The organism is Enterovibrio baiacu, assembly GCF_004120195.1.
GTDB classification, from domain to species: domain Bacteria; phylum Pseudomonadota; class Gammaproteobacteria; order Enterobacterales; family Vibrionaceae; genus Enterovibrio; species Enterovibrio baiacui.
Map to the genome: position 1 here is coordinate 42100 of NZ_SCHN01000006.1, position 25859 is coordinate 67958.

Sequence of the window (25859 nt, forward strand, 5' to 3'; positions counted from 1 at the left end):
ATCATCTATTTTTAATTTTAGGTGATATTTTTTGTTTTATAGTGAAATCATCAAAACGTAGGTTCATCTCAAATTTGCACCAATGTTCGTCAGCAATTGGTGCATTAATAGAAGCGTTGAAGACGTTACTTTCGTCGTTTTAAACAAAGAGAAGTAGCAATGACACTCTACGAAACACTTCGAACAGACTTATTGAAAGGCGAATTCAAAGCAGGCAGCCGCCTGCGAATGGAAAGCCTGAAATCTCGCTATGGCAGTGGTGTTAACGTGCTCCGTGAAAGCCTCACGCGTTTAGCAAGCGATGGATTGGTCGTGGCTGAAGGCCAAAAAGGCTTCCACGTTGCCAGCTTTTCAGTTCAGAAGATGGAAGAACTCACCAAACTACGCATTTTGCTCGAAAGCGATGGTGCAAGACAGTCGTTCGCAGTGGGCGATATGGAATGGGAAAGCAATCTCGTTGCTGCTCACCATAAGCTACAACACGTAGAGAGCAAGATGCAAAACAGCATTGAAGACAATTTTGTCATGTGGCACCGCTGCGACTATGAATTTCATGCAGCACTCATAGGCGCGTGCAACTCAGAGCTTCATATGCATTACCACCGCCAGCTTTATGACCAATTTCGACAATTCGTGATGATGGAATTACGCACGTCTGGATTTCGCGGAAAACACATTGTGGACGAACATGCGCTCATCCTTGAGGCCGCATTAAACAGAGACATTGACACCTGCATTCATGCGCTTGAATCCCACCTAGGTGGTTTTGTAGAACGCGTGAAAGCAACAAGTACAGAAAAATAACAAACAGTAAGACGCGATCGCTATTTTCACGCGTTAAAACGCGTGCTTTTACCCAATAGACAAGGAACGCAAGAAAACATGGAAATGCTACGTATCGCCGTGGTCGGCGCTGGGCTGATTGGTAAAAACCATATTCGACTCGTTGATGCACACCCAAACTGCCAGCTCGCAGCAATTGTCGATCCTTTCGAAGCAAGCAAACAGCTTGCAGAAGAGTACAAAACGCCCCATTTTGCTGATCTGGAAGCCATGATCGACGCGATCGATGTCGATGGCGTGATTTTAGCAACGCCGAACAACCTTCATGTTACCCAAGCAAAAGTGTGTATCCAGCACGCCATCCCCGTGCTCATTGAAAAGCCCGTATCACACACCGTTGAAGAAGCAACAGAGCTGCTCAATATCGCGGTGAACACCCCTGGCATTTGGGATACCTTGCTGGTTGGGCACCACAGAATGCACAGCCCCATCATCAAACGCACACGAGAAATCATCGACTCTGGCGTATTAGGGACCTTAGTGGCATCACAAGGCAGCGCCGTATTCTACAAGCCCGATGACTACTTCGATGCTGCACCGTGGCGCACCAAAGAAGGTGGCGGCCCGATCTTGATTAACTTAATCCATGACATCGGAAACCTGCGCTATTTGTGTGGTGAAATCGTTGCTGTTCAAGCCATGGCATCCAATCGCCGTCGCGGGTTTGACGTGGAAGATACCGTATCAATCACCTTCAATTTCGAAAATGGCTCGCTTGGCACTTTCTTGTTATCAGACACAGCAGGGTCAGGCAGAAGCTGGGAGCAAACATCCCAAGAAAACAAAGCCTATTCGAGCTATGAAGACGAAGATTGCTACCACATTGCAGGGACACACGGCTCGATTTCCGTCCCCACCATGCGATTGAAATACTATAAAGAAAAAGAAGACCGTTCTTGGTGGAAGCCGTTCGAATGCGACAACATATCGCTTGAACGTAAAGATCCACTGGTCGAGCAACTTACCCATTTTTGTCGCGTGATCAAAAAAGAAGAAAAGCCATTAGTGACAGTAAGAGATGGCTTACAAAACCTCCGCGTCACGGAAGCCGTTGTTGAAGCGGTGAAAAACGGAAGAACCGTTTTTGTGAACGACATTGGTTAACCCTAGGGAATGGCAAAGGACTGTAACGATGAAATCTTTACTGGTGTTAAACGGCCCCAACTTGAATTTGCTCGGACAGCGAGAGCCTGAGCAGTATGGTTCCTCAACGCTGAATGATGTTGAATTACTTTGTCGCCAAAAAGGGGCATCTCTAAACCTTAGTGTTGAGTGCTTGCAGAGCAACCACGAAGGCGTTCTGATTGATGCCATCCATGAAGCGGGAAGACAGCATAAAAGCGGAGAGTTGATTGGTGTTGTCTTTAATGCAGGTGCCTATACGCATACTTCAGCCGCCCTGCATGATGCTATCAAAGGTGCTCAGGTCCCTGTGATTGAGCTGCACATTTCCAATGTGCACGCGCGCGAGTCATTCCGTCATCACTCCTATTTAACCCCAGTGGCTATTGGTGTTATCGCAGGGTTTGGCGTCAATGGTTACACATTGGCTATTCAAGCGTTGGCAGACTGTGCGGAGTTATCATCATGATTTATTCCATCGCAACGGTTTGCCTTTCTGGCACCCTAAGGCAAAAGATAGAAGCCATTTCAAAAGCAGGGTTTCGCGGTATCGAAATCTTTGAAAATGACCTGATCACCCACAACGGTTCGGTGCATGAAATTCGTAGCATGCTAGACGATCACGGTTTGGATGTGGTCACCTATCAACCCTTTCGAGACTTTGAAGGGTTACCAGCCCCCTATCGCCAAAAAGCCTTTGATCGCGCCGAGCGTAAATTCGATTTAATGGAAGAATTGGGCACCGACCTCTTAATGGTTTGTAGTAGCGTGTCACCACACGCACTTGGGGGAATTCAGCGCGCTGCGGATGACTTCCACGAATTGGGCGAACGCGCGGCAAAACGCAATATGCGCGTGGCTTATGAAGCCCTCGGTTGGGGGAAGTACGTGTGTGATTACCGCGATTCTTGGGAAATCGTGCGCCGCGCAAACCATGAAAACGTGGGCGTGTGCCTAGACACTTTCCATATTTTCTCGCGTCAAACCGAACTCGATACCATGCTAAATATCCCTGGCGACCGCATATTCTTGGTACAAGTTGCTGACGCGCCGAGCCTATCGATGGATCATTTAAGCTGGAGTCGTCATTATCGATGCTTCCCCGGACAAGGGGATTTGCCGCTCGATAAGTTCGTAGCCAACATGCGTGCAACCGGATACGACGGCCCCTTCTCTCTCGAGATTTTCAATGACCAATTCCGCTCTGGCTCAACAGAAAAAACAGCGCGCGATGGCTATCGCTCGTTGGTTTTTGCCAATCAAGCCATTGAGAAAACGCCGGATGTCGAGCCTGAAAAGATTTCAACGGTTTCTCCGCCCTCTGAAATCCAATTCATTGAGTTTGCGTTGAGTGCCAACGAAAAAGACGCCCTGAGCAGAATTTTAGCGCAGCTGGGCTTTTGTCACACAGCAACACACAGAAAGAAGGACGTGGAGCTTTGGCGACAAGGTAACATCAACCTCGTGATGAACATGGAACCTGACAGCTTCGCACAGCAATTCCACCAGCAACATGGGGTGTCTGTTTGCGCTGTAGGGCTAACCTGTAACAAGGTTAGTGATATGGTTGAACGCGCCAATCAACTGGGCTTCCCGCCGGTTTATGGCAACCCAGAAACAGATACCCACGGTATTCCTGCAATCTATGGCCCAGGCGAAAGCCTACTCTACATGGTGGATGATGCAGATAAGCCTGCCCATTGGGAACGGGAATTCACTTGGCACGACAACGTGCAGCCTCAGGGTTTTCTAAACCGCGTCGATCATGTTGCAACAACCATGAACTATGAAGAGATGCTGCATTCCGTACTTTTATATCGCTCCATGTTTAGCATGGAAACCATGCCAACGGTGGATGTCTCAGACCCAGGTGGTCTTGTAAAAAGTCAGGCGTTACAAACACCAGACGGTGCAGTCAGTTTCACGCTAAATAGCAGCCAATCAGCAAGAACCGTTTCAACACGCATTTTGGATAAGTACGCCGGAACTGGCGTAAACCATATCGCGTTCGCCACCACAGACATTTTTGCTGTCGCCGAGTTCATGGAGAAACAATCCAGCACCACTATGACGGTTACGGCGAATTACTATGACGACATCGCTGCCCGATTCTCCTTGTCTGATGACGTGTTAGCAAAGCTAAAACGCTTCAACATTCTCTATGACGAAGACGAACACGGCACCTTCTTCCAGCTGTATACCACGCTGTTCGCAGGTCGCTTCTGTTTCGAGATCTTGCAACGAAATGGCTATAAAGGTTTTGGCGCCGCAAACAGTCAAATGCGTTTGACCATGCAAGCGAGAGAATTGGCGGGGTAACACTTTCTATTCCCGGCAAAAACCACTAAAAAGGGAGCCACTTGGCTCCCTTGTTTTTACGTATATCGAGAAAACTTAGTCACGATCTTGGTCAAAATCTCCGTGGAAGTGACCGTGGTCAGCCGTCTCGCGAGACGCTGCTTTGATTTTCTCTCCGATGCGGTGTTTATCTTGAGGAGCTGAACGAAGAAGCGAACGTTGTTTCTGTTCTTCTTGCTCTTCAAATAGCTCTTCTGTCATCGCAAAGTATGTCGCCACATAGGCCAACGCGCGTGAGTTTTTGGTCAAGGCTTCGTTGCTGACGTTGTTCAAGTCGTCACACGCTTGGTGATAACACTTGTCATATGCAACATCCACTTCACCGCCAAACTGCTCGGCTTCTTCAGCATTTTTCACGCGCTCTGCGCCGGTGAACAAACCACCGAATGCAACACCCCAGTCAGCAAACCCTGAATAATCAGAACGTTTTGACAGTGCTTGAGGAACGGTGGCTTCATCGTTATCGGCAAAGAATTCATTGAACAAACTCTCGATGTCAGACGTGCCTTTTGGTGGCTCGAAATCCCCCGGATACGCATTGTTTGGATCGTCTTTCGTGTCTGATAAATCACCATCCATCACCCCGTAGATATAGTTAGGCGAACCGATCATATCGAAGTTCAGGTACATCTTAATGGGATTAATCTCGTTGTAGCGCGCTTCAACCAAGTCACGTTGTGCATCCGTTAGCTCAGAAGGATCCGTGATACCGAGTTCTTCCATGACTTGGGTTTGTGCATCGTTATAAATTGCACCAAACACTTCATTGGAATAGTAGTCAGACCCAACAAGACCTGCTTCTTCTGCTGCCCACCAAGCAAAACGCACCTTGTTTTTCTGATCAACGTGCAGTTTTTTCAGTTTCTTCTTCAAACGAATCGCGTATTCAAGGATGCCCGCTGTGCCTGAGCCATTATCATTAATGCCTGGACCTTCAGGAACTGAATCCAAATGCGCGCCCACCATGATAATTTGGTCAGGATCGCCACCTTCGGTTTCAGCGAACACATTTCGAGTTTCAACCACTTCATCTTCGACAGAGACACTCAGCGCTGCAGCAATCGTGTTTGATTCGAGCGCGTCATACCATGCTTTACCGAGATCATAGCGCGCACCAAACGCGGGGATGCTCGCCTCGCTGTCGCTACCCAAGGTACCGTTTACAACCGCTTTACGGCCTTCATCATTCCCTTGGTTAAAGACAATAGCCCCCACAGCACCCGCATTTTCAGCGTTTACCACTTTGGCATTGAACGTACAGCCGCCTCGTTGGATAACGGCAACCTTCCCTGACACATCGACACCATCGAAGTCCGATGCTTCACAGCCATCCGTGTCGTCATAATCTGGCGATTCAAAATTAAAATCGGGAGTTACAAATGCAATATCAGCGCTGATTGCGCCGTTAGAACTGCCAGAGTAAGACATGGTTGCGAAGTCGGCAGGAATATCGTCCGTTGCATCACGCGCATGCACAAGAGCTTGACCGTTTACACTTAGGGAGGTGCCACTTTGCTCTTCCCAAGCACGAAAATCGAACGCTTGATAAGTCACTTCATAACCGTGGCGTTGAAGGGTTTCTGTTATGTAATCGACAGAGTTCGAATAGCCATCAGAACCTGCAGCCCGAGTTGTTGATTCACCATCGGGTGTCGGAACAGCGGCCACTTCCAAGCCTTCCAAATGATCAACAAGGCGTTTTTCTTTCATCGCGTTGCTGACCTTTTTAGCCACCCATCGTGGGTCTTCACAACCAGCAAAACCCGTCAACAGGGCGGCGCTGATAGCAACCACGATGACTTTCTTTCCACTAACGTTGAATGTTTTCATTATTGTCATCCTTTTTAAAAGACCCAATCAGTCAAACACTCATAAAATTAATGTTCCAGAAATCAATCGAATGAAATTCAAATATATTGGCAGAGAGTCACACTTCCTCACTTAAGATATAAATGAGTCATATAAGGTATTTCCGGCTTGATGAAGAGACATATTCTTAGAGAGATATAAAAAGCGACAAATTTAAATTTCATCGTGAAATTCAAATTTTCAATATAATTATTAAAACACATAAATATAAGAACAACAACAGCGTGTCGTTTTCAACAGCATATTTAAACATCAAACGCATAGCCATTCACATAAAGCAAATACCGAGGTTTATACGTAAAAAGAAAATATGTGCGCTAGATCATCACATCAGGCCAACAGCCTCGTTCTTTAAGGGGCAGGAGGGAGGTGCAGCAAATTCCAATATGCAACCACGATAGTAATTTGCGCGCAAAGGTCAACTTTCCACAGAACCATTGTTTGTTCAAACACATCTAAAGATGACCAATATTTACATTATTTTCTTTCAAATTATTTAAAGGCTTCTGAGACTCTATGTCATTCAAACCTCAATAAAAATAAGAAAACCCACATCACAATACATTAAAATAATAAACTAAAATAAAAATTAATTATCGAGGATTTTTTTATAAATATCGGGGTTCCAAATCTGCATAAGTATTTCTGGATTTTCAACACTCTCAAAACCATATTTCTCATATAAACCATGGGCATCTTTCGTTGCTAGCATGACTCTTCGTAGCCCCTGTAATTCGGGGTGTGCTGAAATACTTTCCAAAATCCTTCGACTGATCCCCTTCCCTTGGTAAGCCTCAACCACAAACACATCGGCCAAATATGCGAACGTGGCACGATCAGTGATCATACGAGCAAACCCCACTTGCTCACTTTCCGCAGTCAGTGCCGCAAAACACAGCGAGTTCCGTATGCCTCTCACCAGTATCTCTTTAGGAATGTCTTTTGACCAATAACTGTTCGAAAGCACTTCATGAATGGTATTGATATCAAAATCGTCAAACTGGGTACTGATCCTTATGTTGTCCATAACATATTGCTCCATAAAGGTTACAACGCACTCACAAGTCGTTGTGTTGAAATATCAGCGTTTTATGATGCGCTCTCTATATTGAGCGACCAACGCACATTCCTTGATTTTTTTCCGCATATTTTCAACGTAAATACTGAAAAGACCCTAATATTAGTTCTATCAGTAACATCGGTTATTTTGCAGTAATAAGAATCATGTCAGAGTGTCGAGAGGCGCGTATAGACGTCCTAAGACCCTCACAATATTAAGGACGTTAGGTGGTATCATAACACCTTAAAATCTGTATTTTCGCGTCCCTGCGTTCTCTATTAATGAAAACAGCGCCAAAGTACCATTTTACTCTTCTAAGCCGCAGAGTAGCACGATTCATCATTTTTAGTGCGAACGTTGGATATCCTCAGCTATCGCCAATCTAACCTCGAAACATACGGATATGAATACGAGTATTTTTGTCAGGATCAGACCCATCCTGTTTACCATTTTTGGGTTCGCGATCAGCCATAACCTCTTTTTCGTCATGCTGCCAATACGCATGAAAGAGACGGGGTATGAAACCTCAAACATCGGTCTAGCAATGAGTATGTTTGCGGTTGGCGCCATCTGTGCGGGGCTTTTTGGATCGCGAGCAGTACTTCGGGCGGGTCATATTCGTGCCTTTGCCTCCATGGCGGCGACAATTTCCATTGTTTCCGTCATCCACAGTTACACCAGCAATATCTGGTTAACGGGTGGCCTGCGAATGATTGCGGGATTTTGTTATGTCACGAGCTTTATCACGTTGGAGAGCTGGCTAAACGTTCTAAGTGACCGGAGCAACCGTGGCCGTGTTTATGCCACGTATCAAATTTGCTTCGCCGTTGGCTTTGGTACAGCACCCTTTTTATTCAGTATTTTTAGCGAAAGCGACCCAAGGTTGTTCGGCCTAATCTCTGTGTTCTTGTGCTTTTCACTCATCATCATGTCGATGAGCCGATTGCCCGCCCCTGAACTCCCCGCAAAAAGCGCACCGCTTTCACTCAAACAACTTTGGCGATATTCGCCATCCGGCACCCTTTCTTGTTTCTGTGCGGGATTAATCAACGCCGCCAGCGTGTCGCTGATTTCGCTGTACGCCTATGACAAAGAAATTTCGGGCATCTGGCTTTCACTGATTTTGGGCTCTTACCAAATGGGCGGGCTACTCACGCAGTTTCCAACAGGTTGGCTCGCTGATCGCTTTGACAAACGCGTCGTCGCATCAGGACTAATGGTCATGGGGATCATCAGTAATAGCCTCATCGTGTTGGATAACTTCTACCCCTACCCCATAGAGCTCCTCGCCGTCTTGTTCTGGATATCAGGCGGGTCTGGTGTGGCCTTGTTCCCACTCGCCGTCACACAGGTGTTCGACCATATTGACGCGAAAGAAGCGATGCCCGCCACCAGCACCATGCAGATCTTACTCGGCACAGGCGGTGTCATTGGGCCTATTATTGCCAGTCAGTTGATGAACGCCTTCAGCGTGGTTTGGCTGTACTACTACATCATCACAGTACACATTTTTGTGTTCACGTTTTTGATGTTCAGGAAACTGTTTGTCCGAACCGAAACATTGCCAGCAACCACGCCGTTCAAGGTCAATGTTCAGCCTATTCCAGGTGCATCTGAACTCGATCCGATGCTCGATTTTAAAGACACCAACACCACCAACCCAGAGTTAAAACTTTTGATTGCTGCGCTCGGGCAAAACCCGTCAGACCCCGGCTTGCTGATCAAATTGGCGTTGCAAGGTTCTGCGTTGAACGCAAATGACGTCGCGAAAAACATCGTCTTGGCCTATCCGAAACGTTCCGGAGAAATTCTGCGTCACTTGATAGAACAATTTCCGAAACGTCGACTCGAAGTGGCTTACTCCCTTCACGATTTGTTCATATTGAGGAAGGAACGCATCAACACACTGATCCAAGAAGCCTTGTTAGATGGCGCTTCAGCCGATGAAGCCTCCGCCATCATGGATTTGATTGATGAAATCAAAACAAAGCTTGAAGAAAGCAATGACATCGATACGTCAAAGGCACAGCCGAACAACTGATCGAACGTGCCAAAACAAAGATATTTAACGAAGGTCTATTCGTCCTAGATTTTAGGTAACTTGTTCAATGTCGCAGGCACAATCAGCTTGTGGGCTGGACCGACGAAAAACATGTACACCTTGCCAAGACGGTTTTTCACATGCACAACGGTGCTTGCTGTGACCGTGGCACGGTTTCCATTTGGGGTGATATGGAAGGAGACTTTCACATCAAGGTGCTTATCTCGGTCTTCCATGATGACTTCAACGGGCGAGCGGTAAATCATGGTGAAAATCCCCACGCGATCCCCAACGTTGTAATCCTTTTTCGCGGGAGAAAAATCCTCAAAATTACCCAAGTGCTTTAAACCGAGCGAGGATGCAATGCGATTTCGCAACCGCATCAACGCGTCAACCCATCCTGGCGTGCTATTCATTAACTGCAAATACACGTCCATCGCCGTCTCCCCGTTATAAGGGATCTCTCGCACATGATTATCAGAAAACGTCGCGTCTTGACTGTATTGCTTGAGCATGATGTGGTTAGGTATTCCATCCATTGGCACTTCCTCAAAAGTTGAAATCGAAAGTCATAAAATTTTCTGCTGTTTTGACCTTACGAATTGCCATGTCCAGATTCAATAGCAAAAGCTGCTCAATCGCTTGCATATTCACCGCACTTGGCAGAAACCTTGACCACTTCTCATAAACACTGTCGAACAATGTGGACGTGTTACATCATCAAAAAACCCTTCACTCGTACGCAATGGCATTAAAACATTCAGTTTTTCCTGACTTAATGATTGACTTACTTTTAGTGAGTCTTTAGTATCCGCTCCCAGCAAAAAGACAAGCCGCAACGGTGAGTCTTTTCAACAAGTTACCCGCCAAACGTCAGCTGATCCCGGTCAGTTGTTTTTCTTTTTTTATAAAGAGAGAGACAACACTTTTTGGATTCGGCATGACCACGCAAACGATTACTCAAAACACCCCTACAACGTCTTGGCAAAGCAAAGCCATTCTTAGCGTCGCCTTCCTTATGGCTACAACATCCGTTGGCCCAGGATTTCTTACGCAAACTGCCGTATTCACCAACATCTACAAGATGGACATGGCCTTCCCAGTCTTCGCATCAATGTTTATCACCTTCGGTATTGTGATGAACCTTTGGCGCATCGTGGGTGTATCTGGCCTTCGCATTCAAGACATCGCCAACAAAATCGCCCCAGGTGCGGGCTACTTCATCGGGATTTTACTTGCCCTTGGCGCTGTTGCCTTCAACTTCGGTAACGTGAGCGGTTCTGCGCTAGGCATCAATGTTCTGACAGGTGTGGATACCACATGGGGTGCATTGTTCACGGGCGTGATTGGTTGCTTGCTGTTTGTGGTACATAACGCTTCAAAACGCATGGATCAGATGGCGCGCTATCTGGGCCTGTTCATGATTGTGCTGATTGCCTACGTCGCCATGACGAGTTTGCCACCAATGGGCGAAACACTGACTGCCGCCGTCATGCCTGCTGACATTGGTAACCTTCTACTGCCAACCCTAACCATCGTGGGTGGCGCTGTGGGTGGTTACTACACGGGCGCACAACGCTTGGTGGATATTGGTCTACAAGGCAAAGAAAACGTTGAGACCATCAAAACGGCAGCATGGGCGGGTATTTCCATTGCGGTGGTGATTCGCATCCTACTGTTCCTCGCCGTGTTCGGTGTTATCGCAACGGGTGCTACGCTTGATGCTAAAAACCCAGCCGCTGATGCGTTCCGCCAAGGCGCGGGCGAAGTCGGTTACTTCATCTTCGGTTTGGTGTTGTTTGTTGCCTCCATCACGTCGGTTGTTGGCAACTCCTACATGGCGATTTCGCTGATTAAGACACTGTTCCCAGTGGTCGCGCGTAACGAAAAAGCATGGTGTGTTGGCTTCATTATCCTGACGAGTGTGGGCACCGTGATGATGAACATGCCAATTCTGTTGCTCATGCTGGCAGGCTTGGTGAACAGCATTATTCTGCCAGTGGTGCTTGCCTTTGTGCTTGCTGCCACCCGCCGCAAAGACATCGTCGGCAACTACAAACACCCACTATACCTCACCCTCTCGGGCGCGTTGATTGTTGTTATCATGGCCGCTGCAAGTTTCAGCAACATTGGTAACTTCGTGAGCAAGTTTGTGAGTTAACCTGACCGCTAAACACCAGAAAGCCGTCGACAACGACGGCTTTCTGCTTTCTTTCTGTGTCCGCAATGACGAAAAAGGCTAGTCGCGGTCGCGCTCCGAATCCATCACTTTCATCTGCCCTTGTGCATACCGCGCACCGATCACCATGTCTTCATGCAGCAAGGCACCGATTTCATCACGCAGGCTGTCACTCAACGCAATGTTCGAGGCAGCAATGTTTTCACGCATATATTCAATGTGTTTGGTACCCGGAATCGACACCAAGGTCTTGTTACCTTGGCTATCCGCTTGCGCCATTAACCACGCCAACCCAAGTTGCCCTGTGGTGCAAGACAACTGTGCGGCGATGTCTTTGAGCGGTTCGAGCAGTTGAATGTTTTTGGCAAACGCTTCAGGCTCAAAACGCGGCCGTGAATTGTTGGTGCGAATGTCACCGTCACCGTAATGCGTGGCATCTTTGGCTTTTCCAGTTAAAAACTGGCGTGCCAATGGCGAAAACGCCACAAAGGTCGTTCCCAGATCTTCGCAGGTTTTCAGCATCTGAATTTCAGGCAAACGAGACCACAAAGAGTACTCAGATTGCACTGCCGCAATCGGATGTACCGCATTCGCACGACGCAGTGTGTCGCTCGATATTTCTGACAACCCAACTTCACGGATTTTACCGGCTTTCACAAGGTCAGCCAAAGCACCGACACTCTCCTCAATCGGCACATTCGGATCTAATCGGTGCAGGTAATACAGGTCGATAACGTCGGTTTGTAGGCGTTGTAAACTCGCTTCACATTGCTGGCGAATTGTCTCTGGGCGGCCATCAATGGTGGGTTTACCTTCTTTTTTGAACAGCGCGCATTTACTGGCAAGCACATATTCTTGTCGGCGGGGTTTGAGCGCTTTTGCTAGCAGTTCTTCGTTCTTACCGCCGCCATACATGGTGGCGGTATCAAGGAAGTCATAGCCCACGTCTAGCGCTTCATTGAGCAGCTTGATTGACGTTGGCTCGTCTGCAGGACCATAGCCGTGAGACATACTCATGCAGCCTAAACCAATGGGGGAAACCTGTAGCGAACCAATTTTGCGCTTATCCATGTTGTATTTTTCCGTGTTATGCATAACGAGTGTGCTTTAAACAAAACAACCCTCCGCGTTTAAGGGAGGGTTAATACACTGCGTGTCGAACTGAGTGTGCTATCGGGAATCCGCATCAAGAGACAGCGTTTTAAATAAGCACTTTCTCAATTTGATCCAAGACTTTCATTGCTGCGAGGGCTTGATTCACACTGGCGTTCGGTTCACGACCTTCGCGGATAGCCGCGATAAACTCACGATCTTGAAGCTCGATGCCATTCATCGACACATCGACCTTGCTCACGTCGATAGGGTTTTCACGCCCATCCACCAGATCATCATAACGCGCAATGTAAGTACCGTTATCACAGATATAGCGGAAGAAGGTACCTAACGGGCCATCGTTATTGAACGACAACGACAGGGTACACAGCGCGCCAGAGGCGGTTTTCAAGCCAATGCTCATGTCCATGGCAATGCCTAGCTCAGGGTGTTTAGGCCCTTGCATACCTTGAACCTGCACGATTTCTTCACCCGTTTGGTAAGCAAACAAATCCACCGTGTGACATGCATGGTGCCAAAGCAAATGATCGGTCCAACTGCGTGGCTCACCCAATGCATTAAGGTTTTGTCTGCGGAAGAAATAGGTCTGCACATCAAGTTGTTGAAGCTTCAACTCACCGGCACGGAATTTTTTGTTGAGGTACTGGTGGCTAGGGTTAAAACGGCGTGTGTGTCCCGCCATGGCAACCTTGCCCGTTTCTTTCTGTACGCGAACAATGCTTTCTGCATCGTCCAGTGAATCCGCCATCGGGATTTCAACCATGACGTGCTTGCCCGCTTGCATCACTTCGATGGCTTGTCGGGCATGTATAGGTGTCGGCGACGTAATAATTGCCGCCTCAACACCCGGCTGTGCCAGCGCTTCCTGTAAGTCCAACGTCCAGTGCGTGATGCCATACTTCTCTGCGGTCGCACGGGTGCTTTCTTCTACACCACCCGCGATCGACACAACCTCCACATCGTCTATGTTTTTTAGTGCGTCCAAGTGCTTGTGACCGAATGCACCCTCTCCCACCATGATGATTTTCATTCTCTGCTCCTTGAGCCTCAGTCTGCCTTGAACGTAAGTGTGCCTTCCGTGACCCTGTCACTGGCATTCTCTAAAACGGTTAACCCATAGTGGGAATTCGACACAGGTGCATGGGTGAATCGATAGACTTCATCCACCTTCTCATCCATCGCGCCGCGCATCACAAGCCACATGATCGCTTCGATGCCTTCTGAGCCTGCTTCACGCAAATACTCGGTGTGAGACACCGCCTTTGCTGCATCAGGATCATTCACCATCATGTCTAACCAATGGCAGTCATACTCGGTGTTGATCAATCCTGCGCGCTCACCTTGAAGCTGGTGCGATAAACCACCTGTGCCAAAAATCGCCACTTTCGTCTCTTCAGGGAAAGATTCCACCGCTTTACGGATAGCTTTTCCAAGATTAAAACATCGATTCCCCGTAGGTTGCGGGTATTGCACCACATTCACCGCCAGTGGGATCACTTGGCAAGGCCATGCTTTAGGCTGCCCGTAAGCCACAGACAGTGGCACGGTCAGACCATGATCCACATCCATGTCACTCACGATAGTCATGTCGAATTCATCAAGCACCAGCGATTCTGCAATGTGCCACGCTAACTCGCTGTTACCTTCACATGCCGGTACTTGGCGGGGGCCATAGCCCTCGTCAGCCGGGTTAAACGTCGGCGCCACACCAATGGAAAACGTCGCCACAGATTCCAGCGAAAAAGCAGACGCATGATCGTTATACACTATCAGGCATACATCAGGTTTCACGGTTTCCATCCATTCTCGTACAGGCTGAATACCGTTAACAAAGCGCTGCCAATAGTCGCTGTGCGCGGGGTCATACATGGTGCCGTTATCCATAGCCGCACCGATTGACGGAATATGAGACGTACCAATACCGCCGACTATTTTACCCATTCGCATCATCCTTGTTCTTGTTGGCCGCACGGCGAGCAACATCGCTGTTCGCATCGCCTTGATAGTGCGCACGGTTTTCTGGCTTGGAATAGTACTCTGCCCATTCCTGCTTACTCCGATTCCCGTCGATACCGCGACCGCCCGCGAGCATCATGTCTCGAAAATCATCAACGGTCATGTCGTTGCCCGACATCGCTGCGCCCGCGTGTTGCATGGTCATGCCATCAAAAATGGCCAGCTTGAAGGTGTAATAAATATTGCCACCTAAACGCAACATGCCAAGCCAGTCTCGCGTCAATACGGCCTCACGCTGCGCGGCTGTCATCGGGTATTTATCAAGGTATGCGGCTTCATCCTGGCGAAACACATCACGGTTTTCACCTTTGTTGAGCGACATGCAAAACATGTTTAAGTGATAGCCTTGACGCGATGCCTGTCCATCAAACACATAGGTGCCCGGAATGTCGTCATAATCTCTTTTTTCGCGCATTATTCACTCCTTAAATAACGCTTAAATCAATCCGACTTCTTTTAGTCTGGCATCTAATCGAGAGAACACCTGACGCGTATTGCCATTGAAGATCTTGGCTTTGTCCTCGTCACTCAATGATGAACCATCAATGTAGCGCTTTGTGTCATCGAAGAAATTGCCCGTTTGCGGGTCGATACCACGCACAGCACCAATCATTTCAGATGCAAACAAAATGTTGTCTTTAGGCACCACTTCGAGCAGTAAATCGATACCTTCTTGGTGGTACACACAGGTATCAAAGAAGATGTTGTTGCCCATGATGTCGTTCAGTGGCGGTAAGCCCATCATGTCGCACAAACCTCGGAAGCGTCCCCAATGGTAAGGCACTGCGCCACCACCGTGAGGAATGATGAACTTCAACTCAGGGAAATCTTTAAACAAGGTTTTCGACATCATCAACTGTTGGAACGCGGTAGTATCAGCACCCAAATAGTGTGAGCCTGTGGTGTGAAAACAAGGGTGGCAACAACCACTCACATGGATCATCGCAGGGACATCCAATTCACACATTTTTTCATAAACCGGGTAGTAGTATTTGTCATCCAATGGCGGTGCAGTCCAATAGCCACCTGATGGATCCGGGCTCAAGTTACAGCCCACAAAGCCAAACTCTTTCACGCAGCGCTCAAGCTCGGCAGCACTCGCGGTTAAATCTGCCTCGGGTGATTGTGGCAATTGCGCCGCACCGATGAAGTTTTGAGGGTAAAGCTCTGCAATGCGGTGAATCAGCTCATTACAATGCTCTGTCCAGTACTTACTCGTGGTTTGGTTGCCGATGTGGTGACCCATCCAGCTTGCACGCGGCGAAAAGATAGTCACGTCCGTACCACGCTCGTTTTGCAGCTTCAACTGCGCACCTTCAAGGCTCTCGCGGATTTGATCATCCGAGATGTTCACCACGCCTTTTACATGATCGAACAGAGGATCGGTCGCCAGCTCGGCTTTTTGCTGATCACGGTATTCCCCTAACTCATTCGGCGCCGTTGTGTAGTGACCATGACAATCAATAATTAGCGTATCCGTGCTCATTCCAAATCCTCCAATTTATCTACATAGCGAAAACCCGCTTCTTCCAACTTCGGACGCATGTTGTACATGTCTAACCCCAAAATGCCGGTGGCGAGTTTCTGTCTTTTTTCTTCTTCCAATGCCGCACGCGCTTTCGCTGCTGCTAATACCGTTTCAGCCTGGTCTTTTGGCACAACGCAGACGCCATCATCATCCGCAACAATCACATCACCCGCGTAAATGGGTTGATCGCCACAAACAACGGGCACGTTTACCGACCCTAATGTCGCCTTCACCGTGCCTTTGATAGACACCGCTTTTGACCAAACAGGGAAACTCATTTCTGTAAGGTCTTTCGTGTCACGTACGCCGGCATCAATGATCAGCCCTTGCACGCCGCGTGCTTGGGCAGACGTTGCCAGCAAGTCACCGAAATAGCCGTCAGTACACGGCGAGGTGGTCGCAATCACCAACACATCGCCCGGTTGGCAAAGCTCAATGGCCACATGCACCATCCAGTTGTCGCCAGGCTGAGCCAATACCGTCACGGCACTGCCTGCGATTTGTGCGCCAGAATAAATAGGACGCAAGTTATGGTTCAAGTTGCCCGTGCGCGCCTGCGCTTCATGCACGGTGGCGCTTCCGCATTCGGCGAGCCCTTCCAATACTGCCTTGTCAGCACGCTCAATGTGTCGAACGGCGACGCCTTGGATTGTTCTCATAGACATACTGCTTTCCTTACTCGTCAAAACCGTAAAGGCGTGCTGGGTTGTCGACCAAAATCTTCTTTTGCGTGGCTTCATCACGCGCAATCAAAGGCACAAGATCCAGTAAATCTGCATCATTTGGCATGTGTTTTTTGATGTTCGGATGGGGGTAATCGGTTCCCCAAAGGATGCGGTCAGGCGCAACCTCCACCAGTCCTTGCGCGTATGGCACTGCATCGTAAAAAGGCGGCGCGATAGCGATGCGTTCAGAACCACACACCTTCACCCACCAGTTATCACGCTGCATAAAATCAAGCAGGATTTGATACGCTTTTTGGCCCACCCCTTCTGATGTCGGCACTCGGCCCATGTGGTCAACCACGATGTCCATATCGAAACGGTTGAAGAAGTCTTCGTAGCGAATGATGTCTTCTGCATTAACGTGAATCACCAAATGCCAACCAAACGGCTTCACACGCTTCAATACCCTTTCCATCATGTCAAGGTTGGGCGCGCCGCCAAGGTGGGTCACGAAGTTGAAGCGAATACCGCGAACGCCGCCTTCATGAAGATCCTGAAAATCATTATCGGTAAACGTATCGTCAGCCATGCACACGCCACGGTAAGCGCCGTTACTGGTCGCGATCGCATCCATCATGGCGCGGTTATCACGGCCATGGCAGCTCGCTTGCACCAACACAGCACGGGAAATACCCAGCTTGTCATGCACACGTTTGAGTGCATCTTTACCGGCATCAGGCGGCCAATACGTCGCGGTATCCGCATATGGAAATTGCGCATGAGGGCCGAACACATGGCAATGGGCATCGCACGCATTCGCAGGTGCCACAAATCGCGGTGTGCGCGTGTCGTTATCAGGTGGCATACAACTTGGTTTGGTCATTCCGTGACTCCTGCGCAGCCTTTAGTGGCTGCGTATCGTTATTCGTATTTGGCTATCGTTATTGGTGTTTTCTCGTGTTTCTACAGAGGTTTCTGTGTTGCTATGAAGGTTTCTTGGGCAAATAAAGCTCGCCCTTCGCGAGCAAACGCGCCGTTCTGACCAACCCGGCACTCTGCACTGCGCCAGATTGGTCGAACGTCAACGTCATGGAGAATTCCCCTGAAGGGTGTTCAACGGACAAGGTTTTCACCAAGCCGTCCGGGATGGAGGCAATCCCTTCTGCGACCGAGCCGGATAACGCACATGCCGTCGCAACGGACACCGCGCCCAACACGCCAATGGCAGAGTGGCAAACATGAGGGATAAAGGTACGGGAAGAGACATTGCCGCCCTCAACAGGCGCAGCAATCAGGCACATTTTTGGCACAACCTTGTCAGTCACATCGCCAAGGTTCATCGCCACGCCTGCTTTTAAACGCACGGCTTCAATACGCGCTTTCAGTTCGGCGTCGTTATTCAACGCATCGGCGCTTTCGTAGCCTGTTACGCCAAAATCTTCGGCACGCATCACCACAACCGGCATGCCGTTATCAATGCAGGTCACTTCGTAATGACCGTCTAGGCCTTCAAATGTATCGCGGGTATTGCCCGTGGGAAGCAAGGCGCCAGTGATCGAGCCTGCAATGTCTTGGTAGTGACAAATCACCGGAGAGGCGGTACCGGGCACGCCATCGATCGCAGCATCGCCGTCGTATTTCACGTCACCGTTGGGTGTTTCGATTTCCAAATCACAGCGATTGCCGCTATTGGTCATCAGCACACGCACCATGGTTTTTGGATGGGTCGCTTCAACAAGGCCAGATTCAATGGCAAAGGCACCCACACCCGCCAAAATATTCCCGCAATTGGGTGTGGTATCCACGCGGTTTTCGCCCACCACGACTTGAACGAACAAATAATCCACATCGCAGTCAGCATCCGTTGAAGGCGAGACGACCGCCACTTTACTCGTTAACGGGTTTGCGCCCCCTAAACCATCAATTTGGCGTGCATCACGACCAACAGCATCGAGAATGGCTTGGTCTCTCGCATCAACGTCTTCCGGCAAATCACTTGCAAGGAAATAAATGCCTTTGGAGCTTCCGCCTCTGAGCTGCATATAAGGGATCGAAACCATGTCTTCCTGACCTTCGCATGAGAATTAAGATCAGAATAGTCATGATGTGACTCGCAATAAATTCAACTTTTTTACATTTTGTTGTACATTTTTAACATTCCAGATTTTTGAAGCGCGAGTGTGATGTCGAACATCCCCCATTATTTCCTTTACGGCGAGGAACTGCCTGAAAGCTCACCGGATTACATGCATATCGCACGGCTTGAGCAGTCGCTGCCAAAACACAACTGGGAAATTCATCCGCACAGGCATGATGATCTTCACCAATTGATGATCCTCGAGTCCGGTTCGATGACCGCACAAATCCGAGAAAGTAGCGAGGAATACCAAGGTGGCTGTGTGCTCTCCATCCCCGCAAGGGAAGTTCACGGATTCGTTCATCAACCAGGGGTAACAGGGTTTATTCTGTCGATATCCCAACCTTTCATTTTGAGCTTGTTTAACGAATCCGAGCGTCAGGCGCTCTCATCCGTGCTGCGTGAACCCCTCGTGATCCCAATAACAGAAGGCAGACACATTGTTGAATTGAAAGCATTGGGCGAGCGTTTGTTAGCGGAATACCAAGGCAGAGAGGCAGGACAAGCGTCCATGATCGGCGCATACCTGAAAATTGTGTTCGTGCTATTGAGCCGACAAATACAACACCGCGAACCTGCTCAACCCTCTGACGCAAAAACCGCCCTGTTTGAGAAATTCACTGCACTGGTTGAGCAGCACTACCACCAGCATTGGAGTGTTAACGAATACGCCACCGCGTTAGGGTTAAGCCAAGGCCAACTCAACCGCACTTGTCAGCGTAGCGCCGACCAACAAGCCCTCGAAATCATTCACGGACGCATTGTGGATGAAGCCAAACGCCTGCTTATTTTCACCCAACTGTCATCGAAAGAGATTGGCTATCAGTTAGGCTTCAAAGACCCTGGCTATTTCTCCCGCTTCTTTACTCGCCATGTCGGACAAGCCCCCAAACAATTCCAGCAACAGTTGCTCAGGGAGCAGGTTCAACCGCAGAAGTAACCCGTTTCTCTCGCCTAAAACAACTTGGCAAGCTCCATGCATAAGTACTCCTACCGGATGAAACCGTGTCGATAACCCCGTGAAATCGCGTCAGTTTGCGACAACGTGATGCATAATCACTCTCAAATTGAGAAATGCGATTTCACAATGACACCACCTCATCGTTGTTATTGTGGGAGATAGCTGATGGCAATTTTACGTTTACCGCTTTGGTTCAAATACGTCACCTTAGTACTGTTATTGACCGCAGGCCTGAGCTACGTGGCGGGTGAAGCCATTCGTTCATTCGAAAAGCGCTACCTTGAACAGCAACTCGATAACCAAATCAAATCGCACTTCTCTGCACTGGCTACTACTTTTTCGGGTGATGTCATTGCCCAAAAGAGTGGGTTCTTGAATGAAAAACTCGAACAACTTGCGGTGCACTACCCCGACCTTTGCTATGTCTCCATTCTCAACAACAACGGGCTAGAAGTGGGGCAATGGGGCGATCGCCCGCATGATGACAACCCCATGGCATTGAACTTCACCAACAATGTGCAGCACAACAGCGAACATGTCGGCTCTATGCGCATTTCCCTGAGCAAAAAACAGATGCTGCAAGAAATAAACATGCACGTAGAGAAAATGCGCATGTACACCGCCGCCACCTTGTTGTCGCTAGCAGGCCTGATCTATTTACTCTCCCAAGTGCTGATCATCTCGCCCATTTCTCGCATCAACCAGCGCTTGCTGTCACTCGCCCACGAAGATACAAAGCTCAGTAAGGGACAAGACGAACTGAGCCGATTAGACAACAGCGTCTCCATGCTCGCGAGACACATGAAGCGCCAAGAAGATCGCGAAATCGAGCTGGACCAAGCTCGAGAAGCCGCGGTGTCTGCCAACATCGCTAAATCCCAGTTTATTGCGACCATGAGCCATGAAATTCGCACCCCTATGAATGCCATCATGGGTGCACTCGATATCCTCAAAGAAGAAAAACTCCCTGCTCATTGTGAAACCTTGACGGAAATGGCCGACGATGCCGCGAACTTGTTACTAAGCCAGCTCAACGACATTCTTGATTACTCAAAAATCGATGTGGGTGCACTCAAGCTCGAAGAAACGGAATTCGATATCAGTGAACTGGGTAAAAGTGTACTGGCCTTGTTCGAAACCACCGCTAAAGAGAAAGGCATTACCCTCACCTTTGACGATGAACTGAACCACCGCTTTCTTGCCAACACAGACAAAGGGAAATTGTCTCAGGTGCTCACCAATCTAGTGGGGAATGCCCTTAAATTCACCAAAGAAGGTGAGGTTGAATTGGTCATGTCCCACGCGTTTCCAAAAGGCGTGTTCATTCAAGTCAGGGATTCAGGTATCGGGATTGAAGAGGCCTATCAGTCGGTCATTTTTGAACCCTTTACACAAAAAGATGCCACCTTCTCGCGCAAATATGGCGGTGTCGGCATGGGGCTGGCAATCTCAAGCAAACTGGTCGAATTGCTCGGCGGGAAAATGAGCCTGAGCAGTAAAGTGGAGGTTGGCAGTGAATTTACCATCCACTTGCCATGCCAAATGCATTACCCCGAAGAATCGGCCACAGTATATGAAGCGCGTCAGCCATACCGCCCAGTGCGTGAAACCCGTATTTTGCTCGTGGAAGACAACCCAGCCAACCAACTCGTCGCACGTACCATGTTGGAACGTTCAGGCTTTAACGTCGTTACCGCCAATAATGGCCGTGAAGCGATTGAAGCCATCAGTAAGGAACAATACGAGATGGTGCTGATGGATTTACAAATGCCAGAAATGGACGGATTTGAAGCGTGTGAAGTGATAAGAACCCTCAACGAGCACGGACGCACCCTGCCCATCCTTGCCATGACCGCCAATGTCAGCGATCAAGATAAAGAGAAGTGTAAACGCGTCGGTATGGATGATTTCCTCGCCAAGCCGGTGAGCAAAAAGCGCATGATTGATGTGATTTCGAATTGGTCAGGACGGAAGCATTTGGCGTTTGATGCTTAAGAGCAGGGGCGAGGAAGAGCAGATTTGAGATTGCGAGATTGCGAGATAACGAGAACGCGAGAGTAGAGCAACTCCCCATTCTCGTTTTCTCTCTTTATGCTTTTCGCTCTTTCTCGAATCTCGAATCTCGAATCTCGCGCTCTCGCTCCTAAAGCCAAGCGACGGCGAAAACTGCGGTCGAAAGACCGACGCATAAGCCGACGATGACATCTCGCCAATGATGCTTAAGGGCTTTCACTCGCCCTAATCCCACCAGCATTGCCATACCATAAGACAGCAATCCGATGATCCAGCCGTAGCTCATGGCGAGCACGGTCGAGGCAGCAAAGGCGTTGGCGGTGTGGTTTGAAGGGAAACTATCGTTGCCACTTTTATCTGGGCGCTTGGCATCGATGAGCATTTTACCGAGCAAACCAATGCCCGACGCGATCACGATGATGTATCCCGCGAACTTAAAGTCGCCCCATTCGCCCTGCAAAACAGGAAACACAACGGCGGTTGCCACCAAACCATAAACACCGACATCACTCACCATTTGCCAGTTAAACGAACTGGAATAGTGAACAAAAATGCACACCCACAAGGTAATCAGCAATAAAGCAGGGTAGAGAATCGTCATCGGTGTTTGGGTTCATCCTTTGTGCAATAAAGAAGCAACCCTGAGTATGTCAGACTCTCTCTGTGAGTATCCCTATAGAGTGTAAGTAAATATTGCGCCACATCCTGCTGAAAGCGGGAAAATGCCCTCGTTAAGCATCCGTGTGATTTTGGATGATAACGCACACAGTGAAAGACAAGACAGACTTGTAAGTTGACCGAACGGTCAGTAACCACTAGCTTTTTTATAGTGGAGTGCATACGGAATGTGCGCTTTCTTGTCTTCTCATCAACCAATACTGTCCAAGACAGTCATAAACCCCCTCTTCTACAGCATCGAAACGGGAGAAATCATCGTCACCGCGCCAACTGTCATATTTCGTTGGCAATGTGAATGCTTCACACATACAAAACGTGTAAGGGAGAATCTTATGGAAGACTTTATCCGACACTTACCAAAAGTAGAGCTGCACCTTCACATCGAAGGCTCGTTAGAGCCGGAGTTGATGTTCGAATTGGCGGAACGTAACGGCATTGCCCTGCCCTACGCCAATGTGGAAGAAGCGCGCGCGGCTTACCATTTCCATAACCTTCAATCTTTTCTAGATATCTACTACCAAGGCGCTAATGTGCTGATCACGGAGCGAGACTTCTTCGATCTGACATGGGCGTATTTGATGCGTTGTAAAGCCGACAACGTCATGCACACTGAAATCTTCTTCGACCCACAAACACACACTGACCGTGGTATTGCGTTCGATACTGCCATCAATGGCATTTATCACGCCTTGCGACAGGGCGAAAAAGAGCTCGGCATCACCAGCAAACTGATCATGTGCTTCCTTCGCCACCTATCAGAAGAGGCCGCATTTGAGACACTAGAGCAAGCCAAGCCTCACCTTCATCGCCTTGTGGGTGTGGGGTTAGATTCGTCAGAGGTTGGGCATCCGCCTGAGAAATTCGCACGCGTTTTTGCGGAGGCACGTGCACTCGGATTAAACGCCGTCGCCCATGCTGGCGAAGAAGGCCCAGCCAGCAACATTTGGGATGCCATCCGTCTTTTGCATGTCAATCGTATCGACCATGGTGTGCAATGTGTGCAAGACCCCGAGCTTGTACAAGAACTGGCGCGCACTCGCATGCCACTGACTGTCTGCCCGCTCTCTAACACCAAGTTACGCGTGTTCGACAACATGGAAGATCACAATATCCTCACCCTTTTAGATGAAGGGCTATGCGTGACGGTCAATTCGGACGATCCCGCGTTCTTTGGCGGATACATGAACGACAATTTCCTTGCGTTAAACGCCGCACTTTCACCGTCAAAAGAACAACTTACCCAATTCACCAGAAATGCTATTGAGGCATCGTTTTTAACGGAGGATGAGCGTAAGATTCTGATTCAAAATCTGGACGACTTTTGGGCGAAGCACGGCATACACTGAGTTATATGCCCAAACGAATCGTATCAGCACAACAATAAAGCGGGGATTGCCCCGCTTTATTCATTTCAGAGGAACACTCATGAAAGCGCAACTACTTACCCTTGCAGCTCTTATCGCTTCTCAAGCCGCATGGGCAGAAAGCCCACTTCAATTTTACGCCGACACCATCTATCGCAATGCCAATGTCATTACCGTGAATGATGCACAGCCTTCCGCGGAAGCCGTGGCCATTCTTGATGGGAAAATCTTGGGCGTTGGTAGTGACGAAGATGTGCTGCAATTGGCATCAGACCGCACCAAAATGGTCGATTTAAAAGGCCTCACCATGGTGCCGGGCTTCATTGATGCCCACGGCCACGTTATGAACACAGGCCTTCAAGCTGTTTCTGCGAATTTGCTGTCGCCACCCGATGGCCCCGTTACGGATATTCCAACCTTGCAAAATGCCCTGCGTCAGTGGGCAGACAAACCCGTCAACAAAGAGCAGGGGTTCATCATTGGCTTTGGCTATGACGATTCACAGCTTAAAAAGCAGATGCACCCTACCCGCTACGATTTGGATGCCGTTTCAACCGACGTGCCCATAATGATCATCCACCAATCGGGTCACCTAGGCGTGTTGAACAGCAAAGCGCTCGACATGCTTGGCTTTACAGCCAAAAGTAAAAACCCACCAGGCGGACAAATTCGCCGCCTGCCAGACAGTGAAGAACCGAGCGGTGTATTGGAAGAATCCGCGTTTTTCGGCGCGCTCATTCCGCTGTTCACGCAAATCAGCCCTGAAGAAAACGAACTCCTGTTCCAAGCGGGCATGAAGCTCTACTCAAAATATGGCTACACCACTGCACAAGAAGGCCGCACCATGACAGACAGCGTGCTGGCCATGTACGACATTGCGCAAAAAGAAAAGCTTCTGCTTGATGTGGTGGCCTATGTGGATATCCAACTCGGCACCGAGACCATGAAAGCGCCCTATTACGGTGACGGCTACAAGAACGGCTTTCGCGTCGGTGGCGTGAAGCTCACGCTAGACGGCTCACCACAAGGCAAAACCGCATGGCTTACCAAGCCCTACCTTGTGCCGCCTCAAGGCCAGAACGCGCAATATAAGGGCTACCCCATCATGTCGGATGAAGAGGCCGATAAATACGTGGCAATGGCGATGGAAAACCACTGGCAGATGCTCACCCATGTGAATGGGGATGCGGCCATTGATCAGTACATTCATGCCGTCGAGAAGGCGACAAAAACCTACGGTGCAGGCGAACGACGCTTTGTGGCAATTCATGCACAAACCGCCCGTGAAGACCAAGTGCAGTCATTCAAAGAACTCAACATCATTCCGTCATTCTTCCCCATGCACACCTTCTATTGGGGCGATTGGCATGCGCAATCAGTGCTTGGCGATGCACGCGCTGAGAATATCTCTCCCACAGGCTGGGCAATGGACAGAGACATGATCTTCACCTCGCACCACGATGCGCCTGTCGCCTTCCCAGATTCGATGCGCGTTTACTCCGCCACCGTCAACCGCATCACACGCAGCGGGCGCGTATTAGGCAAAGACCAACGCGTTAACGCCATGACGGCACTCAAAGCCCAAACCCTCTGGGCGGCGTATCAACATTTCGAAGAAGCCACCAAAGGCTCGATTGAAGTGGGCAAAGTTGCTGACTTAGTGCTGCTCTCCGACGACCCGCTTGAGATTAATCCTCTCGAGCTCGCCGACATCACAGTGTTAAGCACCATTAAAGACGGTAAAGTGATTTATGCACAACAACCCGACACCGCCGACAGAAGCTGCGCCGCATCGAAGAAATGTCAGGCACTCGCAGCACACACTATGATGATTGCGGGGCTGATTCCGCATAAGCATTAAGAGCAGAGGGGCGAGACAGAGAGATTTGAGGGACGAGGTACTAGATACTAG

The 25859-nt window shown here is 49.1% G+C and carries 22 protein-coding genes; 10 read left to right on the plus strand and 12 right to left on the minus strand.

All coding sequences use genetic code 11. From position 1 onward, the window contains the following. Positions 1–159 precede the first annotated feature (159 nt). From EQP46_RS02830 to EQP46_RS02845, 4 genes are all read left to right on the plus strand, one after another. Positions 160–804: a GntR family transcriptional regulator gene (locus EQP46_RS02830; protein ID WP_129492213.1), complete on the plus strand. Its 645-nt coding sequence runs from the start codon at positions 160–162 to the stop codon at positions 802–804. 78 nt (positions 805–882) lie between these two features. Further along, positions 883–1947, plus strand: coding sequence for a Gfo/Idh/MocA family protein (locus EQP46_RS02835; protein ID WP_129492214.1), 1065 nt, complete (start codon positions 883–885; stop codon positions 1945–1947). A 28-nt stretch (positions 1948–1975) separates the two neighbouring features. Further along, positions 1976–2434, plus strand: coding sequence for a type II 3-dehydroquinate dehydratase (gene aroQ / locus EQP46_RS02840; RefSeq protein WP_129492215.1), 459 nt, complete (start codon positions 1976–1978; stop codon positions 2432–2434). Beyond that, positions 2431–4284, plus strand: a complete 1854-nt coding sequence (locus EQP46_RS02845; protein WP_129492216.1) for a bifunctional sugar phosphate isomerase/epimerase/4-hydroxyphenylpyruvate dioxygenase family protein — start codon at positions 2431–2433, stop codon at positions 4282–4284. The genes aroQ and EQP46_RS02845 overlap by 4 nt, the downstream gene beginning before the upstream one ends. Positions 4285–4359: 75 nt before the next feature. Here the strand turns inward: EQP46_RS02845 and EQP46_RS02850 are convergent, their stop codons facing one another. Then, positions 4360–6153, minus strand: coding sequence for a M28 family metallopeptidase (locus tag EQP46_RS02850; RefSeq protein WP_129492217.1), 1794 nt, complete (start codon positions 6151–6153; stop codon positions 4360–4362). Between the two features lie 628 nt (positions 6154–6781). Beyond that, the gene (locus EQP46_RS02855) at positions 6782–7219 is read right to left on the minus strand and encodes a GNAT family N-acetyltransferase (RefSeq protein ID WP_129492218.1); all 438 of its coding nucleotides are present in this window, start codon (positions 7217–7219) and stop codon (positions 6782–6784) included. Positions 7220–7655: 436 nt separating this feature from the next. Between EQP46_RS02855 and EQP46_RS02860 the strand changes: the two genes are divergently transcribed. Continuing rightward, positions 7656–9293, plus strand: a complete 1638-nt coding sequence (locus tag EQP46_RS02860) for an MFS transporter (RefSeq protein ID WP_129492219.1) — start codon at positions 7656–7658, stop codon at positions 9291–9293. 44 nt (positions 9294–9337) lie between these two features. On the opposite strand, the gene EQP46_RS02865 is transcribed toward EQP46_RS02860, so the two are convergent. Beyond that, the gene (locus EQP46_RS02865; protein WP_129492220.1) at positions 9338–9832 is read right to left on the minus strand and encodes a DUF2867 domain-containing protein; all 495 of its coding nucleotides are present in this window, start codon (positions 9830–9832) and stop codon (positions 9338–9340) included. 401 nt (positions 9833–10233) lie between these two features. On the opposite strand from EQP46_RS02865, the gene EQP46_RS02870 reads away from it, so the two are divergent. Beyond that, a complete protein-coding gene (locus tag EQP46_RS02870) occupies positions 10234–11454 on the plus strand; it encodes an NRAMP family divalent metal transporter (protein ID WP_129492221.1) in 1221 nt (406 codons plus the stop codon). A 78-nt stretch (positions 11455–11532) separates the two neighbouring features. On the opposite strand, the gene EQP46_RS02875 is transcribed toward EQP46_RS02870, so the two are convergent. The 8 genes from EQP46_RS02875 to EQP46_RS02910 all read right to left on the minus strand — a co-directional run bounded on the left by EQP46_RS02875 (position 11533) and on the right by EQP46_RS02910 (position 18854). Further along, positions 11533–12543 carry an aldo/keto reductase gene (locus tag EQP46_RS02875; RefSeq protein WP_129492222.1) on the minus strand — a complete coding sequence of 337 codons (1011 nt, stop codon included), beginning with the start codon at positions 12541–12543 and terminating at the stop codon, positions 11533–11535. A 130-nt stretch (positions 12544–12673) separates the two neighbouring features. Further along, positions 12674–13615, minus strand: coding sequence for a Gfo/Idh/MocA family oxidoreductase (locus EQP46_RS02880; RefSeq protein WP_074928746.1), 942 nt, complete (start codon positions 13613–13615; stop codon positions 12674–12676). Positions 13616–13632: 17 nt separating this feature from the next. Continuing rightward, positions 13633–14526, minus strand: coding sequence for a class III extradiol dioxygenase subunit beta (locus EQP46_RS02885; protein ID WP_129492223.1), 894 nt, complete (start codon positions 14524–14526; stop codon positions 13633–13635). Beyond that, the gene (gene ligA / locus EQP46_RS02890; protein ID WP_129492224.1) at positions 14519–15016 is read right to left on the minus strand and encodes a protocatechuate 4,5-dioxygenase subunit alpha; all 498 of its coding nucleotides are present in this window, start codon (positions 15014–15016) and stop codon (positions 14519–14521) included. The genes EQP46_RS02885 and ligA overlap by 8 nt, the downstream gene beginning before the upstream one ends. 21 nt (positions 15017–15037) lie before the next feature. Next, a complete protein-coding gene (locus EQP46_RS02895) occupies positions 15038–16087 on the minus strand; it encodes an amidohydrolase family protein (protein ID WP_129492225.1) in 1050 nt (349 codons plus the stop codon). Then, positions 16084–16794 (minus strand): 4-carboxy-4-hydroxy-2-oxoadipate aldolase/oxaloacetate decarboxylase, encoded by a 711-nt coding sequence (locus EQP46_RS02900; RefSeq protein ID WP_129492226.1) that lies wholly within the window; start codon positions 16792–16794, stop codon positions 16084–16086. Before EQP46_RS02900 ends, EQP46_RS02895 begins: the two co-directional genes overlap by 4 nt. A 10-nt stretch (positions 16795–16804) precedes the next feature. Further along, positions 16805–17677 carry an amidohydrolase family protein gene (locus EQP46_RS02905; protein ID WP_129492227.1) on the minus strand — a complete coding sequence of 291 codons (873 nt, stop codon included), beginning with the start codon at positions 17675–17677 and terminating at the stop codon, positions 16805–16807. A gap of 100 nt (positions 17678–17777) precedes the next feature. Next, a complete protein-coding gene (locus EQP46_RS02910; protein ID WP_129492228.1) occupies positions 17778–18854 on the minus strand; it encodes a 4-oxalomesaconate tautomerase in 1077 nt (358 codons plus the stop codon). 123 nt (positions 18855–18977) lie between these two features. Between EQP46_RS02910 and EQP46_RS02915 the strand changes: the two genes are divergently transcribed. Continuing rightward, positions 18978–19871, plus strand: a complete 894-nt coding sequence (locus EQP46_RS02915; protein WP_129492229.1) for a helix-turn-helix domain-containing protein — start codon at positions 18978–18980, stop codon at positions 19869–19871. A gap of 186 nt (positions 19872–20057) precedes the next feature. Then, positions 20058–21887: a response regulator gene (locus tag EQP46_RS02920; protein WP_129492230.1), complete on the plus strand. Its 1830-nt coding sequence runs from the start codon at positions 20058–20060 to the stop codon at positions 21885–21887. Positions 21888–22035: 148 nt separating this feature from the next. Here EQP46_RS02920 and EQP46_RS02925 read toward each other — a convergent pair whose 3' ends face one another. Next, positions 22036–22506, minus strand: coding sequence for a phosphatase PAP2 family protein (locus tag EQP46_RS02925; protein ID WP_129492231.1), 471 nt, complete (start codon positions 22504–22506; stop codon positions 22036–22038). A gap of 409 nt (positions 22507–22915) precedes the next feature. Here EQP46_RS02925 and EQP46_RS02930 point away from each other — a divergent pair, with 409 nt between their 5' ends. Beyond that, positions 22916–23929: an adenosine deaminase gene (locus EQP46_RS02930; protein WP_129492232.1), complete on the plus strand. Its 1014-nt coding sequence runs from the start codon at positions 22916–22918 to the stop codon at positions 23927–23929. A 79-nt stretch (positions 23930–24008) separates the two neighbouring features. Continuing rightward, on the plus strand, positions 24009–25808 hold the full coding sequence (locus EQP46_RS02935) for an amidohydrolase (RefSeq protein ID WP_129492233.1): 1800 nt from the start codon (positions 24009–24011) through the stop codon (positions 25806–25808). The last annotated feature ends 51 nt before the right edge of the window (positions 25809–25859 follow it).

Coding starts and splice junctions, on each gene's coding strand:
- EQP46_RS02830 (WP_129492213.1), top strand. CDS start 160: ATGACACTCTACGAAACACTTCGAACAGACTTATTGAAAGGCGAATTC.
- EQP46_RS02835 (WP_129492214.1), top strand. CDS start 883: ATGGAAATGCTACGTATCGCCGTGGTCGGCGCTGGGCTGATTGGTAAA.
- aroQ (WP_129492215.1), top strand. CDS start 1,976: ATGAAATCTTTACTGGTGTTAAACGGCCCCAACTTGAATTTGCTCGGA.
- EQP46_RS02845 (WP_129492216.1), top strand. CDS start 2,431: ATGATTTATTCCATCGCAACGGTTTGCCTTTCTGGCACCCTAAGGCAA.
- EQP46_RS02850 (WP_129492217.1), bottom strand. CDS start 6,153: ATGAAAACATTCAACGTTAGTGGAAAGAAAGTCATCGTGGTTGCTATC.
- EQP46_RS02855 (WP_129492218.1), bottom strand. CDS start 7,219: ATGGACAACATAAGGATCAGTACCCAGTTTGACGATTTTGATATCAAT.
- EQP46_RS02860 (WP_129492219.1), top strand. CDS start 7,656: ATGAATACGAGTATTTTTGTCAGGATCAGACCCATCCTGTTTACCATT.
- EQP46_RS02865 (WP_129492220.1), bottom strand. CDS start 9,832: ATGGATGGAATACCTAACCACATCATGCTCAAGCAATACAGTCAAGAC.
- EQP46_RS02870 (WP_129492221.1), top strand. CDS start 10,234: ATGACCACGCAAACGATTACTCAAAACACCCCTACAACGTCTTGGCAA.
- EQP46_RS02875 (WP_129492222.1), bottom strand. CDS start 12,543: ATGGATAAGCGCAAAATTGGTTCGCTACAGGTTTCCCCCATTGGTTTA.
- EQP46_RS02880 (WP_074928746.1), bottom strand. CDS start 13,615: ATGAAAATCATCATGGTGGGAGAGGGTGCATTCGGTCACAAGCACTTG.
- EQP46_RS02885 (WP_129492223.1), bottom strand. CDS start 14,526: ATGGGTAAAATAGTCGGCGGTATTGGTACGTCTCATATTCCGTCAATC.
- ligA (WP_129492224.1), bottom strand. CDS start 15,016: ATGCGCGAAAAAAGAGATTATGACGACATTCCGGGCACCTATGTGTTT.
- EQP46_RS02895 (WP_129492225.1), bottom strand. CDS start 16,087: ATGAGCACGGATACGCTAATTATTGATTGTCATGGTCACTACACAACG.
- EQP46_RS02900 (WP_129492226.1), bottom strand. CDS start 16,794: ATGTCTATGAGAACAATCCAAGGCGTCGCCGTTCGACACATTGAGCGT.
- EQP46_RS02905 (WP_129492227.1), bottom strand. CDS start 17,677: ATGACCAAACCAAGTTGTATGCCACCTGATAACGACACGCGCACACCG.
- EQP46_RS02910 (WP_129492228.1), bottom strand. CDS start 18,854: ATGGTTTCGATCCCTTATATGCAGCTCAGAGGCGGAAGCTCCAAAGGC.
- EQP46_RS02915 (WP_129492229.1), top strand. CDS start 18,978: ATGTCGAACATCCCCCATTATTTCCTTTACGGCGAGGAACTGCCTGAA.
- EQP46_RS02920 (WP_129492230.1), top strand. CDS start 20,058: ATGGCAATTTTACGTTTACCGCTTTGGTTCAAATACGTCACCTTAGTA.
- EQP46_RS02925 (WP_129492231.1), bottom strand. CDS start 22,506: ATGACGATTCTCTACCCTGCTTTATTGCTGATTACCTTGTGGGTGTGC.
- EQP46_RS02930 (WP_129492232.1), top strand. CDS start 22,916: ATGGAAGACTTTATCCGACACTTACCAAAAGTAGAGCTGCACCTTCAC.
- EQP46_RS02935 (WP_129492233.1), top strand. CDS start 24,009: ATGAAAGCGCAACTACTTACCCTTGCAGCTCTTATCGCTTCTCAAGCC.